Raw genomic sequence first — 13,778 nt, 5'->3', positions numbered from 1 at the left:
CCTCTCGAGTACGGTAAGGGATATGGCCGATACGGTCATATCCCTTTTCCTTGCGGGCCGCCCCGCGCCAACACGCATTCCGCGACAATCAGGAGGGTGCCGCCACGGACGGCAACAAACTGGCCCGCGAACTTTTCGGGCTCTTCCTCATCTTCTGGGGGCTGCTGCTCTTGCTCAGCCTCGCCACCTTCGACGCCCGCGACCCCAGCCTGAACCACGTGGTCAGCAATGCCGCGCAGGTGCGCAACAGCGCAGGGCTGTTCGGGTCGTACCTTGGCGGCATCCTGGTGGATCTCTTCGGTTTTTCCGCCTTCCTGTGGCCGTTCGGGTTCATGGGCATCGGCGCGCGCTACGTGGTCATTCCCTTTGACGTGCCGTGGTGGCGCTGGCTGGGGCTGATCCTGCTGGGCGCCTGCGTGGCCACCATGGGCGCGGGCTGGAACCTGGCCGTCGGCGACGTGGGCGGGGGCGGCTTCTTCGGCATCATCCTGCACAATTTCGCGGCACGCTATTTCAGCCCGCGCGGCTCGGCGCTGGTGTGGGTGTTCCTGTTCCTGATCTCGGCGCAACTGGTGCTGGGCCTGTCGTGGCCGGCCATGGGCCGTCGCATTCTTGAAGGACTGCGTGAAGGTTTGACGCCCCGGCCCAAGCCCGCCGCAAAACTGGAACTTGCCGCCCCTCGTCCGGCGGCCGAAGTACCTGCCGCCCGCCCGGTGATCGTGGCGGGCGACGAGGGCCTGCCCGATTCCACCGGCCTCGCCGAACCCGCTCACGCATCCCGCCCCTCACGCCCCTCCCGTTGGCTGAAGCTGCCGGGCATGGGCGTGTTCCAGTTCCTGTGGAACCGCAAGCGGGGGGCAAGACAAGGCCAGGTGCTGGACGTCACCCCCGCGCCGCTGCCCGCCGGGCGCGGCGTGCAGGGCACGCCCCGTCCGTACCGGCCCGCTGACGGTGGACTGGAAACGTCCCCTCGCGTGCTGGAAGACGACGACGCCTACGCCCACGCCGTGCACGATGCCGCCCGGCAGGCGGGCCGTGGCGGAGGCAACGGAGCCGTCGTGTCCGGCGCGGCCGTTGGCGGTCATGGCAACCAGGAGGGGCAGGGGGGCAGGGGGGCCCGCGCCAGCGTCGGCGATCCCTTTGCCGGGGGCGAATTCGGCCCCGGCGCCATGGGCCTTGGAGACGACCTTGTCGATGAACTGGCCGGCGGCATGAACGACGACCTCGTGGATTACGCCGCCGGCGAGGCGGGCCCCACCTGGCTGGAAGGCGCGTTCGGCGACGATCCGGCCCGCGAAGGGCAACCCGCTGCTCCGGTGAAGCCGCCCAGGCCCCGCAAGACGCGCAGCAAGCTGCCCGGCCTCGACCTGCTGCATTCCGTGGCGGGCGGCGACACCAAGCCCGCCCGCCAGGTGCTGGAGGCCAAAGGCCAGAGCGTCATCACCTGCCTGGCCGACTTCGGCGTGCAGGGCGAACTGACTCGCATCACCCCCGGCCCGGTGGTCACCATGTTCGAGGTGCGCCCCGCCCCCGGCGTGAAGGTGAGCCGCATCGCCAACCTCAGCGACGACCTGGCGCTGGCGCTGAAGGCCATCGCCGTGCGCATCCAGGCACCCATCCCCGGCACGGACACCGTGGGCATCGAGATTCCCAACGAGGCGCGCGAGAACGTGTGCTTCAAGGAACTGCTGGCCTCGGACACCTTCCGCTCGGCCCCGTCCATGCTCACCATGGCCATCGGCAAGGACATCGCGGGCAACGCCACCGTGGCGGACCTGGCCCGCATGCCCCACCTGCTGGTGGCCGGGGCCACCGGCGCGGGCAAGAGCGTGTGCCTGAACTCCATCCTGCTCAGCTTCCTGTACAAGGCCCGCCCCGAAGACGTGCAGATGCTGCTGGTGGACCCCAAGCGCATCGAACTTGCCGTGTACGCCGACCTGCCGCACCTGGTGCACCCCGTGGTGACGGAAATGGCCCTGGCCAAGAACGCCCTGGACTGGGCCGTGCAGGAGATGGACCGCCGCTATCAGGCCATGGCGCGGCTGGCTGTGCGCAACATCGCGGGGTACAACCAGAAGCTGGCCGACCTTGGCGCGGACCTGCCGCCGGAACTGGCGGACCTGGAGCGCATGCCGTACCTGGTCATCGTCATCGACGAACTGGCCGACCTCATGCTCACCGCCGCCAAGGACGTGGAAACCAGCATCGTGCGTCTTGCCCAGCTGGCGCGCGCGGCGGGCATCCACATGATCCTGGCCACCCAGCGGCCCAGCGTGGACGTGGTCACCGGGCTCATCAAGGCCAACTTCCCGTGCCGCATCTCGTTCCAGGTCACCTCCAAGCACGATTCGCGCACCATCCTCGACACCGTGGGCGCGGAACACCTGCTGGGCAAGGGCGACATGCTCTTCAAGCCCAGCGGCGGCAAGTTGCAGCGGCTGCACGGCGCCTTCGTGGGCGACGACGACGTGGCCGCCGTGGTGGAGTTCTGGAAGGGCCAGCAGGCCCCCAACTACACGGTGGACTTCGCCGACTGGGGCAACGAGGGCACGGGAGACGGCGCCAACGGCAACGGCGGGGGCGATCTTTCCGACGACCCCATGTACGCCGAGGCCGTGGAATTCGTCATCGGCCAGGGCAAGGCGTCCATCTCGCAGATCCAGCGGCGCTTCCGCATCGGGTTCAACCGGGCGGCGCGCTACGTGGAGCAGATGGAGCACGACGGCATCATCGGCCCCTCGGACGGCAGCAAGCCGCGCATGGTCATCCGGTAGCAGACGGGGCGCGGGGCAGGCATCGCCGCAAGGCCGCGCTCCTGAAGCCATTCCATCCCGACAGCAATCCCTCACAGGAGGATTCCGTGAAGCGTCCCCTTTCTCTCCGTGCAGTGGCCCGCCGTTGCGGGCTTGGCGCGCTCTGCCTTGCCGCGCTGCTGGCGGCCGTCCCGGCCCAGGCCGCGGGCGAACTGACCAACCGGCTCCAGCAGCGCTACGACGCCACCACCACCCTCAAGGCGGACTTCACCCAAGTGCTGCTGCATCGTGAAAGCGGGGCCAAGGAAACCCGGCAGGGCACCCTGCAATTCCGCAAGCCGTTGCTGGTGCGCTGGGAGACCAAGGCCCCCCACGCCGAACTGCTGGTGGTGACGGCCAACGAAATCTGGAACTACCTGCCGGACGAAGAGGTGGCCTACAAATACCCGGTGGAGCTGGTGCAGGACTCGCGGTCCATCATCAAGGTCATCACCGGCCAGGCCAGGCTGGAGCAGGACTTCGACGTGGCCGAGGAGGCCGACGATAGCGGCATGGCCCGCCTGCACATGTACCCCAAGGAGCCCACTCCGCAACTCACCGAGGCCTTCCTGTGGGTGGACCCGGCCACCAACCTGATCCGCCGCGCCAAGATCATCGACTTCTACGGCAACGAGAACGACATCACCCTGAACAGCCTGGCCACCGATGCCGGGGTTCAGGATAGCGCCTTCCGCTTCACGCCGCCCAAGGGCGTGGACGTGGAGGACCGGACCAGGCAGGGGTCGCCCGAAAAGCAGCTGTTCAATTAGGGGCGCGCGGTACGTCTGGCTGCTGGCGACGCCGGGCATCGCCAACAGCCCAGGAGTTCTCCCCCCACGGGGAACACTCTTATTTCAAGTTCAACTTGAAGTTCGAGAAAATGCCAACGCCTCCCGCATCAGCGCGGGAGGCGTTGTTTACATTTCAGGGTAAAACAGACGGTTACGCTTCAAGCCCGGCGGCGCGGCGCAGTGCCGCCACCTCGTGCGGGGTCAGGCGGCGGGCCGCGCCCTTGGGCAGTTCGCCCAGTTCCAGCGGCCCCTGCCTGATACGCCGCAGCAGCAGCACCGTCAGGCCCAGGTCGCGGCACATCCGGCGAACCTGGCGGTTCACCCCCTGGCGCAGGGTCATCTCGATGAGGCTGGCCTGCCGGTCCGACTGGAGCAGGCGGACGTCCACTGGGGCCAGACGGTCGCCCTCGGCCAGGGTCATGCCCTGGCGCATGGGGGTAAGGGTGGCCTCGGTCACGTGGCCGCGCACCTTGACCAGGTACACCTTGGGCAGGTGGTAGCGGGGATGGGTGAGCCGGTTGGTCAGGTCGCCGTCATCGGTGAGAATCAGGAGCCCCTCGGAAAAATAGTCCAGCCTGCCCACGGGGTACAGCCGCCCGCCGCGCAGGTCCGGCGGCAGGATGCCCAGCACCGTGGGCCGCCCCTGCGGGTCGCGCACTGTGGACACCACCTGCACCGGCTTGTGCAGCATCACGTAGGTGAACGCGGCAGGCGCGGCGTCCAGTTCCAGCAGTTGCCCGCGCACCTCGATGCGGTCGCGTCCGGGCACCACGCGCGCGCCGGGGGTGTCCACCACCTCGCCGTTGACCCGCACCACCCCCTGCTGTATGAGGTCGTCCGCCTGACGCCGCGAACATACGCCCGCACCGGCAATGGCCTTGTTCAGACGCACCTCGCCGGGCTGCATGACCGGTTCCGCCGTTGCCTGCGCGTCGGGCTGGCGGGCGGTTGCCGGTTCCGCCTCGTGGCGGGGCCTGTCGGATGCCGAACGCATTTCCTCACGGGAGTCCTCGGGGCCCGCCTTCGGGCCATGGGGGGCTGCACCGGGCCTGGAATCGGGGCGAGAAGGGGCGGCTGCGGGCCTCCCGGAACGCTGTGAACGCCCGGTCGAGGGCTTGACGGGACGGGACGGTGATGACGGACGACGCTGGGTCATGAGGTTCCGGGCCGGAAGGCTTCCGGCGGGCTGAAGTTTCGGGAGCATGCGCCCCACGGTAGCTGCGGGCATGACGATGACTGAAGGCTCGACGGACCGGGAGGCATGCAGCCAGACGCGCTGTCATACGCGCGGCCGGTCGCGCCGCATCCATCCCGCCCAGTCTATCCCGGTCGCCCGGCAAAGAAAACCGCCCGGCGCATCCTTTCGGCGGCGCGCCGGACGGCATCCCGGACAGATTGCGCGGCGCGGACCGGCAGCAGGGCGCATTCCTGCTCCGGGCCGGGCGCGCGCCCGGCCGGTTACGGCCGGATAATCTTGGTGGCCAGTTGCAGGCTGGTGACCACGTCGAGCATGTTGGTGGTCTGGCCCACGGCCTTTTGCTCCAGAAGCCCGAAATGGTCAAGGCAAGTGCCGCAGACCAGCACCGTGGCCCCGGCCGCCTCCAGCCGCTTCAGGTGGGGCAGGGCGGGGCTGTCCGCGGCGGAAAGACGCACCGCGCCGTTCAGCATGACCACGCGCCACAGTTCCGCGCCCAGTTCGGGCAGGGTGGCCAGGAAGTTCTGCATCAGCTTGGCGCCCAGCGCGTCATCGCCCCCGCCGATGACGTCGGAGGTCAGGAAGACCACGACCTTTTCGCCCATGCGGCGCAACTGTTCCTCGGTCATCACTTCGCAGACCTCGCAGTCGTCCTCGGGATTGGGCGCGGGCGCGTCGCCCTTCGCGCCGCGCAGCCGCCACAGGCCGTCGCCCGCGTCCTCGGCCTGCACGGCATAGCCCTGGGTGGACAGAAAACGCGTCACGTTCTCGCGCGCGGCCTGGTTATCCACGACCACCACCAGCGATGCGGGCGATTGCTCGTCAAGGCAGCGCTTGCAGCGCAGCACGGGCTGGGGGCAGGGAAGATTCTGGCAGTTCAGTTCGATTTCTGGCATGGTGAGCCTCCTTTTCCGAAGGAACACCACACCGCACGGCCCGGTCAAATCGAAAACTGCCGCGCCGCACCGCGAAACACATTTACAAAACCAATAGAAGATCTCGCACCACATGGCCGACGCCCCCAAGAACGACCAGCCCCCCCAGGGCCAGAGCCTGCACCTGCTCAAGCGTTGCTTGAAGTATTTCCGCCCCTACAAGTGGCAGATCATCCTTTCCATGCTGGCCATGGGCGTGGTGTCGCTGAGCACGGCCGGGACCGCCTGGCTGGTCAAGCCCGCCCTGGACGAAATCTTCATCAACAAGGACGAGCAGGCGCTGCTATACGTACCGCTGCTGTTCTTCGTGCTCACGCTGGTGAAGGGCGCGGGCCGCTACGTGCAGAACTACTTCATGCAGTACAGTGGCCTGCGGGTGCTGGAAAAGCTGCGCTCGGAACTGTACGACAAGATCATCTACCTGCCGCTGCAATTCTATGAAGAATCGCAGGTGGGCATGCTCATGTCGCGCATCATCAACGACGTGACCATGATCCGCAACAGCCTGCCGTCCATCGTGATGATGGTGCGGCAGCTGCTGACCATGCTGGGGCTGGTGGGCGTGGTGTTCTACCAGAATCCGCGCCTGGCGGTGTGGGCGGTGCTGGTGCTGCCGGCGGCGCTGTACCCGCTGGTATGGTTCGGCCGCAAGCTGCGCAAGTACGGCCGCCGCAACCAGTCGAAGCTGGCGGACATTTCCGTGGTGTTGCAGGAGGTGTTCAGCGGCATCCGGGTGGTCAAGGCCTTCGCCACCGAACGGCACGAGGCGCGCCGCTTCGACGACGAGAACGAGCGCCTGGCCCGGCTGTACCTGAAGCAGGCCAGCGTGTCCGAGCTTTCCTCGCCGGTCATGGAACTGATCGGGGCCGTGGGCATTGGCCTGGTGATCTGGTTCGGCGGGCACGAGGTCATCTCCGGCGAGACCACGGCGGGCACGTTCTTCTCGTTCGTGGCCGCCCTGGCCATGATGTACGACCCGGTAAAGTCGCTGAATTCCTACAATATGGACGTGCAGCGCGCCTTGGCCGGGGCCGAGCGGGTCTTCGAGATCCTCGACGCGCCGGAACTGGTGGTGGAGCAGGGGGGCGACATCCCCTTCGATGAACCCTTCCGCGAACTGCGCTTCGAGGGGGTCACCTTCACCTACGGCGGCAAGGCCGTGCCCGCGCTGGACAACGTCAGCCTCACCGTGCGCGCGGGCGAACGGGTGGCCATCGTGGGGCCCAGCGGCGCGGGCAAGAGCACCTTCGTCAACCTCATTCCCCGCTTCTACGAGCCGCAGCAGGGGGCCATCGTCCTCAACGGCCGCCCGGTGGCCGACTACACCCTGGAAACCTTGCGCCGCAACGTATCCATGGTGTCGCAGGACACCTTCCTGTTCAACCTTTCGGTGCGCGACAACATCACCTACGGCCTTGCCGGCCCCATTGACGCGGATGCCGTGCGCGCCGCGGCCACGTCCGCCTATGCCGAGGAATTCATCGCCGAACTGCCCGAAGGGTACGGCACCCTGCTGGGCGAGCGCGGGGTGAAACTGTCCGGCGGGCAGAAGCAGCGCCTGACCATCGCCCGGGCCATCATGAAGGACGCGCCGCTGCTCATCCTGGACGAGGCCACCAGCGCGTTGGACTCCGAAGCCGAGCGCATCGTCCAGAAGGCCCTGGACAACCTGATGGAAAACCGCACCAGCATCGTCATCGCCCACCGGCTGTCCACCATCCTTTCCGCCGACCGCATCCTGGTCATGGAGCAGGGCCGCATCGTGGACGCCGGACGGCACGAGGAACTGCTGGGCCGGTGCACCTTGTACGCCCGGCTGTACGCCATGCAGTTCGCCACCGAAAAGGCGGAGCAGGGCGCTGCCGCGCCGCACGCCGGAGCCACCGCGTGAAGCTGCCCCCCGCCCTCATCGCGCCACCGCTGTACTGCCTGTACAAGGCGTGGTGCGCCACCCTGCGCTACACCGTGGCCGGGCGCGAGGCCGTGGACGCGCTGTGGCGCGACCGCACCCCCATGGTCTTCGCGCTGTGGCATGACGAACTCTTTCCGCTCATGCACGTGCGGGACGGCCTGGAGATCGTCACCGTGGTCAGCCAGAGCCGCGACGGCGAATACCTGGCCCAGGTGCTGCAACGGCTGGGGCTGCGCACGGCGCGGGGTTCCAGTTCGCGCGGCGGGGTCAAGGCGCTGATCGGCGCGGCGCGGCTGATGCGCCGCGAAGGGCTGTGCGGCTGCGTGACCGTGGACGGCCCGCGCGGCCCGCGTCACAAGGTCAAGCCGGGGGCCATCTTTCTGGCGCAGCGGGCGGGGGCGCCCATCGTGCCCATGCGCATCTTCATGGACCGCGCCAAGGTGTTCGAGCGCGCCTGGGACCGCTTCCAACTGCCGCTGCCGTTTTCCCGCGTGCGCGTGGTGTTCGGCGAGCCCTACCGGCTGCCCGAGCCGGGCGCCACAGACACGGAAGAGGACGGGCAGGGGGCCGATGCCGCCCTGGCCGCCGCCTGCGCCGACCTTGAAGCCCGGCTTGAGGGATTGCGATGAACCTTCCCGAATCCGGCGCACCCGCCGCCGATGCCTCTGCGGATTCCCCTCCCGATAGGGGCCTGATGACGAAGCTGCTGCATGCGCTGGCCCGCCGCCTTGCGGCAGGGGGCTTCGATGGGGTCGCCCGGCATGGCGACAGGCTGGGGGCCTTGCTGTGGCATTGCCTGCCCGGCAGGCGGCGTCAGGCGGCCCAGGCAATAGCCCGGCATCTTGGCGTCACGCAGCAGGAGGCCGAACGCATCGCCCGGGAGAGCTTCGCCCACAACGCCCGGTCGTTCCTGGAACTGGTGCTGGTGGACCGGTTCGGCTTCGAACAGGAAGGAACACGCCTGGAGATTGCCGACCAGGAGCTGTTCCGCCGATTTTTCGCCACGGAACGCCCCATTGTGGTGACCACCGCGCATCTGGGCGCATGGGAACTTATGGCCAGCCTGATGGGGCAATGGCATCAGGACCGCCCGCGCATGGTGGTGGTGCGTCGCAACGGCAGCAAGAGCATCAACGACTTCATCTTCGCCATGCGCGGCGCGCGCGGCGTGCAGGTGGTGGACCACCGCAACGCCGTGTTCACCGTGCTCAAGGGGCTGAAGCGCAACGGGGTGGTCGGCTTTCTGGTGGACCACAACACCCGCCGGGACGAAGCCATTTTCCTGCCGTTCCTGGGCGAGGCCGCCGCCGTGAACATGGGGCCGGCCCTGCTGGCCGTGCGCGCCGAAGCCGAAGTCTGGTCCACCTTCCTCGTGCGGGAGGGCGACCGCTACCGGCTGCTGATTGACGAACCGCTGGATACCGCCACCCTGGACGGCGACCGCGCGGACAAGGTCGAAGCCGTTGCCCGGTTCTATACCGAGGCCGTTGAGCGGGCGGTGCGCGCCCATCCGGAACAGTGGTTCTGGATGCACAAGCGCTGGAAGACCCGCCCGAAACAGGGCGATTGATTCCGCCGTACTCCCATCCATTCCCACGTTCATCGACCGAAAAATACGATTGATCCGCCCTGGCGCGCTGCGGTCCGGCACAGCGCCGAGGCCTGGACAGCAGCGTCGCCCCATGCCCTTCCGATCGTTTTTAATGACAATTACAGTAGCTATCCTTTCTTTTCGATATTTCTCCAAATTTAGCAAGCAGGACAAAGCAAGGCCACTCCGCATGCCCACGTTGCGGAGGATGGAGCGCTTGGCTTGTTCCGGCGCGCCTTCGGTCGGTCCAATCGTTCATTGCCCGCCATCAATCGTTTATACAGATTTAAAGGCCATCCCGAACAGTGTGCCGACATCCCGCCTGTGCGGCACGAAACCGGAAGAACCTGAACAGAACTTCATCCCGAATCGAAAATCGGCCCCAGCGGCGCGCCATGAAGCGCGGTTTTCGGGCAGGGTGGATCGGAAAGTCACCGGTTGTTTCACATAAAATCTGAAATTCATAACAATCTGAAATAAAGAAGTTCTCAATATTTAAAAGTTAACATAATTTACATTATGAGACATAAATACAAAAGGACGCCCCCCTGAAGAACCGTCTTCTCGGGCACCGCAACCGGTACCTCCGTGCGGCGCCATGTTCCGGCATGTTCCGGCCGGAACACCTCCGCCGTCATCCACTGTCCACGCTGCGGGGGCTTGTCGGACACGGCTTCTGTGTGACACTCGGCTTTCAATCGAAAAGCATGATCGGTCCCGCTCTGAGACATGCCTTTCCGCTACGCAGTTCACGCGTCGTCATGTCCCCTTTCGGCCATACACGCACCACCGCTTTCACCCCAAAATAGACGGCGCTCACGCCCCAATTCTCAGCCCCGAAATTTCAAAATCCGGGACGAGGGCTCGACCGAAACCCGTTCAAGCCCCAGCGGGCGATTTCGGACGTTTTTGCATTCCGGACGCAAAAACGGGCACCATCCGCTGGGGATGATGCCCGTTCATCGGGGTGCCGAGGAAAAAATACCGGAAAAAGACGACCGGCTGGCACCGGTCGACAGAAAACCGCTAGCCGTTCAGCGCGGCCCAATCCTTGTTGAAGGTTTCGAGCCCGGACGTGGTCAGCGGGTGGTCGAACATCTGGCGCAGCACGGCGAACGGCACGGTGGCCACATGGGCTCCCATCAGGGCCGCCTCGGCCACGTGGCGCGGATGGCGCACGCTGGCCACGATAACCCGCGCGTCCATGCCCATGCCGGCGTAGTTGCGCAAGATGGCCATGATGTCGGCCACCAGTTGCATGCCGTCCTGCGACAGGCCGTCCAGCCGCCCCACGAAGGGCGAGATGAACGCGGCCCCGGCCTTGGCGGCCAGCAACGCCTGCATGGGCGAGAAGACCAGGGTCACGTTGGTGTCCACGCCCTTGGACTTCAGCACCCGCACGGCCTTCAGCCCTTCGGGGGTCATGGGAATCTTGACCACCACGTTGGGACCGTTGCGGACGAGGTCCAGCCCCATGGCGACGAGTTCGTCGGCGGTGTCGCCCACGGCCTCCAGGCTCACCGGGCCTTCCACTTCGCGGCAGATGTCGCGCATCACCGCGCGCCAGTCGCCGCCCTCGCGGGCCATCAGCGTGGGGTTGGTGGTCACGCCGTCCAGCAGGCCCCAGGCCCTGGCGGCGCGTATCTCGGCAAGGTTCGCCGTATCCAGGAAGAACTGCATGAACCGATGCCTCCTGCATCAGGCCGCCGCCCGGCTGTGCGGTTCGGCGGCGTCACGGATGAATCCGCGGCCACGGACATGCCATAGCGGCCCCGGACAGATATCTCTTGCGGGGACTTCCACAGGACTCCCGCCAAGTGGCGGGCCGGAAAAACCGGCGGCACGCCCAGCCCGGCGAGATCGGCGGGACCAGGCAGAGCCCCCCGCCAGCCCCCGGCAAAACCGGGGGTTAGTCGGCGTCCTTTTCCTGGCGGGCGGGGATTTCGCGGCCGCCGCTTTCCAACTGCTTCAGGAAGGTGTCGCGGCACTCGTAGCTGCAGAAACGGTAGGTCTTCTCGCCGTCGCGCACGGTGACGCCGCCGTTGGCGTCGATGTACGCGCCGCAGATGGGGTCGCGCACCATTTCGCCGGTGGCCACCATTTCTTCCTTCAACTTCTTGTCATCCTTGCTCTTCTTGCGCGTCTCGTTGGTCACGAGACGGTAGAGAAAATAGCCTGCCGCGATCAGCAAGAGCCACTTGAGCATGCCAGACTCCCTTTGGGTCCTTGAGGCGTTGATGAAGGCCGATCAGCCAGGCCCCGGTCGGGCCAGACCAGCCGGACCAGTTCTACTGGACCAGTTCTGCCGGACGCGTTGCACCCGCCTGGCCGTTCACTGGCCGATGCACCCGTCGTCCAGAGTGAACGTCAGCGATTTCAGGGCGTGTATCAGACTTTGCCCGTCGGGGAAAGCGAGTTCGGGGGCGATTTCGTGCAGCGGCACCAGCACGAAGGCCCGTTGGCGCATGCGCGGGTGCGGCAGCGTCAGGCGCGGGGTGTCCCGCACGGCATCGCCGAACAACAGCAGGTCGATGTCGATGGTGCGCGGGGCATAGCGGGCAGCGGGCTCCGCCGTTTCCCGCGCCGGGTCGTACCCCCGGCGGCGGCCCAGCGTGCGCTCCACGGCCAGCAGGCGATCCAGCAGCCCTTCCGGCGTCATGTCCGGGTCGCATTCCAGCCGGACCACCTGATTGGCGAACCACGGCTGGTCGCGGTAGCCCTGCGGTTCGGTGCGGTACACGGACGACACCGCGCCAACGACAACGCCGGACAGGGCGGCAAGCGCCGCCACTGCCCGGACGAGATTGTCGGCGGGGTCGCCCCCCGGCGCGTCCGCCCGCGCGTTTGGCGGGGGCAGGTTGGACCCCAGGCAGACGTAGGCGATTACAGGTTCGCGATGCGTGACACGGCCTCCTCGAGGCGGTCGGTGTCCACGGTGAGCGAAATGCGGAAGTAGCCTTCGCCCGGCGTGCCGAAGCCGTTGCCGGGGGTCAGCACCACGCCGGTCTTCTCCAGCACCGTGGTGACGAATTCGGCCGACGAGCCGTACCCGGCGGGCACCTTGGCCCAGATGTAGAACGCGGCGGTGGGCACGCGGCAAGCGATGCCCACCTTGTTCAGGGCGGCCACCACCACGTCGCGGCGCTTGCGATAGATGGCGCGCAGGTCGCGGCAGAAGTCGTCGCCGTCGCGCAGGGCCACGATGGAGGCTTCCTGCACGGCCTGGAAGATGCCGGAGTCCACGTTTTCCTTCACCTTGCCAAGGCCCGCCACCAGCGAGGCGTTGCCCACGGCCATGCCCACGCGCCAGCCGGTCATGTTGTAGGTCTTGGACAGCGAGTGGAACTCGATGGCCACGTCCTTGGCGCCTTCCACTTCGAGAATGCTCATGGGCTTGTCGTTCTCGTCGTAATAGACCTCGGTGTAGGCCGTGTCGTGCGCGATGATGACGTGATGCTTCCTGCAGATGCCGACGAGCTTTTCGTAGAACGCGCGCGGGGCCGTGGCCGCCGTGGGGTTGTTGGGATAGTTGACGAAGATCATCTTCGCCCGGTCCCAGGTGGCGGCGGGAATGGCGTCGAGGTCGGGCAGGAAGTCGTTTTCCTCCAGCAGGGGGATGAACTGCACCTCGCCGCCCACGAAGCCGGTGGCGATGTGGTACACCGGGTAGTTGGGCGTGCACACCAGCACCAGGTCGCCGGGGTTCACGAAGGCCAGCGGGAAGTGGGCGATGCCTTCCTTGGACCCGATGAGGCCGATGACCTCGGTTCTGGGGTCAAGGCTGACGCCGAAGCGGCGGCCGTACCAGTTGGCCACTTCCTGCCGGAATTCCGGCATGCCCACGTACGAGGGGTACTGGTGGTTGGCCGGGCGTTCCACGGCCTTCTTCATGGCCTCGATGATGAAGCCGGGCGTCGGCATGTCGGGGTCGCCGATGCCGAGGCTGATGATGTCCACGCCACGGGCGGCCACTTCGGCCTTGACCTTGTCGATGCCTGCGAACAGGTACGGGGGCAGGGTCGCCAGCCGGTCCGCGAGTTTGAAATCAGCCATTCCGAATGCTCTCCTTGCGGGTTTCGATCCCCTGGGCGCGCCCGTCCGCCTGTGGCGGGGCACGCCCCTGCGCCGGTAAAAAAAGAGGGCTCTGCCAGAAGCCCGTTCCTTGCGATGCCTTTCGGGTAACCGCGTACCCGGTTTCGTCCGGTTGCGCGAAATCTACAGGCCCCCCGCCCGGACTGTCAATTGATAATGGCTCCTGACGGAGGGCGCGCCATCCCTGCCGCCATCCCTGCCGACACTCCCCATGCGGGGCCGAAGCATCCCGCCCGTTACCGCCCTCCCCCCTGTCCCCCTTCCATCCCTCCGCGCCACCGTGCGCTTGACCCGGCTCGGGCATGCATCCTGCACGGAAACGCCGCACACCAGCATCCGCCCAGCCTGCCCCCATGCGGCGCAGGAGGCGCAGAGGGCGTCTGGCGCGCTCCGCCGTGCGGCTGCAAGGACAGGGTACGGATATGTCGGGGTATCCTACCCTACCCTGTTTCCTGACTTTTTGTTGTCAA

The 13,778-nt window shown here is 66.8% G+C and carries 11 protein-coding genes; 5 read left to right on the top strand and 6 right to left on the bottom strand.

The genetic code is table 11. The features are described 5' to 3' along the window. The first annotated feature begins 50 nt into the window (after nucleotides 1–50). Both ACR4XJ_RS03280 and lolA read left to right on the top strand, forming a co-directional pair. A complete protein-coding gene (locus ACR4XJ_RS03280; protein ID WP_434753868.1) occupies nucleotides 51–2,774 on the top strand; it encodes a DNA translocase FtsK in 2,724 nt (907 codons plus the stop codon). 86 nt (nucleotides 2,775–2,860) lie between these two features. Continuing rightward, on the top strand, nucleotides 2,861–3,562 hold the full coding sequence (gene lolA, locus ACR4XJ_RS03275) for an outer membrane lipoprotein chaperone LolA (RefSeq protein WP_434753867.1): 702 nt from the start codon (nucleotides 2,861–2,863) through the stop codon (nucleotides 3,560–3,562). 172 nt (nucleotides 3,563–3,734) lie between these two features. Here the strand turns inward: lolA and ACR4XJ_RS03270 are convergent, their stop codons facing one another. Together ACR4XJ_RS03270 and yedF are read right to left on the bottom strand one after the other, a co-directional pair. Next, the gene (locus ACR4XJ_RS03270) at nucleotides 3,735–4,490 is read right to left on the bottom strand and encodes a pseudouridine synthase (protein WP_434754308.1); all 756 of its coding nucleotides are present in this window, start codon (nucleotides 4,488–4,490) and stop codon (nucleotides 3,735–3,737) included. Nucleotides 4,491–5,041: 551 nt separating this feature from the next. After that, on the bottom strand, nucleotides 5,042–5,674 hold the full coding sequence (gene yedF / locus ACR4XJ_RS03265; RefSeq protein WP_434753866.1) for a sulfurtransferase-like selenium metabolism protein YedF: 633 nt from the start codon (nucleotides 5,672–5,674) through the stop codon (nucleotides 5,042–5,044). Between the two features lie 112 nt (nucleotides 5,675–5,786). Between yedF and msbA the strand changes: the two genes are divergently transcribed. From msbA to ACR4XJ_RS03250, 3 genes are all read left to right on the top strand, one after another. Then, nucleotides 5,787–7,604, top strand: coding sequence for a lipid A export permease/ATP-binding protein MsbA (msbA, locus tag ACR4XJ_RS03260; RefSeq protein ID WP_434753865.1), 1,818 nt, complete (start codon nucleotides 5,787–5,789; stop codon nucleotides 7,602–7,604). Further along, a complete protein-coding gene (locus ACR4XJ_RS03255; RefSeq protein ID WP_434753864.1) occupies nucleotides 7,601–8,254 on the top strand; it encodes a lysophospholipid acyltransferase family protein in 654 nt (217 codons plus the stop codon). Before msbA ends, ACR4XJ_RS03255 begins: the two co-directional genes overlap by 4 nt. Before the next feature lie 65 nt (nucleotides 8,255–8,319). Further along, a complete protein-coding gene (locus tag ACR4XJ_RS03250; protein WP_434753863.1) occupies nucleotides 8,320–9,195 on the top strand; it encodes a lysophospholipid acyltransferase family protein in 876 nt (291 codons plus the stop codon). A gap of 1,047 nt (nucleotides 9,196–10,242) precedes the next feature. Here the strand turns inward: ACR4XJ_RS03250 and fsa are convergent. The 4 genes from fsa to ACR4XJ_RS03230 all read right to left on the bottom strand — a co-directional run bounded on the left by fsa (nucleotide 10,243) and on the right by ACR4XJ_RS03230 (nucleotide 13,269). Then, entirely contained in the window at nucleotides 10,243–10,896 is a 654-nt protein-coding gene (gene fsa / locus ACR4XJ_RS03245) for a fructose-6-phosphate aldolase (protein ID WP_434753862.1), read from the bottom strand. 229 nt (nucleotides 10,897–11,125) lie between these two features. Continuing rightward, a complete protein-coding gene (locus tag ACR4XJ_RS03240; protein WP_434753861.1) occupies nucleotides 11,126–11,422 on the bottom strand; it encodes a transcriptional regulator in 297 nt (98 codons plus the stop codon). A 126-nt stretch (nucleotides 11,423–11,548) separates the two neighbouring features. After that, nucleotides 11,549–12,085: a 2-amino-4-hydroxy-6-hydroxymethyldihydropteridine diphosphokinase gene (gene folK / locus ACR4XJ_RS03235; protein WP_434754307.1), complete on the bottom strand. Its 537-nt coding sequence runs from the start codon at nucleotides 12,083–12,085 to the stop codon at nucleotides 11,549–11,551. 14 nt (nucleotides 12,086–12,099) lie between these two features. Beyond that, on the bottom strand, nucleotides 12,100–13,269 hold the full coding sequence (locus ACR4XJ_RS03230; RefSeq protein ID WP_434753860.1) for an LL-diaminopimelate aminotransferase: 1,170 nt from the start codon (nucleotides 13,267–13,269) through the stop codon (nucleotides 12,100–12,102). Nucleotides 13,270–13,778: the final 509 nt, after the last annotated feature.

The sequence above is a fragment of the Nitratidesulfovibrio sp. D1 genome (assembly GCF_051133415.1).
Lineage (GTDB): Bacteria > Desulfobacterota > Desulfovibrionia > Desulfovibrionales > Desulfovibrionaceae > Cupidesulfovibrio.
This window is presented reverse-complemented; position numbering and strand designations above follow the sequence as displayed.

Bases quoted from the DNA above. Each gene is read 5' to 3' on its own strand.
- msbA (WP_434753865.1), top strand. From the start codon at position 5,787: ATGGCCGACGCCCCCAAGAACGACCAGCCCCCCCAGGGCCAGAGCCTG.
- ACR4XJ_RS03250 (WP_434753863.1), top strand. From the start codon at position 8,320: ATGACGAAGCTGCTGCATGCGCTGGCCCGCCGCCTTGCGGCAGGGGGC.
- yedF (WP_434753866.1), bottom strand. From the start codon at position 5,674: ATGCCAGAAATCGAACTGAACTGCCAGAATCTTCCCTGCCCCCAGCCC.
- fsa (WP_434753862.1), bottom strand. From the start codon at position 10,896: ATGCAGTTCTTCCTGGATACGGCGAACCTTGCCGAGATACGCGCCGCC.
- ACR4XJ_RS03240 (WP_434753861.1), bottom strand. From the start codon at position 11,422: ATGCTCAAGTGGCTCTTGCTGATCGCGGCAGGCTATTTTCTCTACCGT.
- ACR4XJ_RS03270 (WP_434754308.1), bottom strand. From the start codon at position 4,490: ATGCAGCCCGGCGAGGTGCGTCTGAACAAGGCCATTGCCGGTGCGGGC.
- ACR4XJ_RS03230 (WP_434753860.1), bottom strand. From the start codon at position 13,269: ATGGCTGATTTCAAACTCGCGGACCGGCTGGCGACCCTGCCCCCGTAC.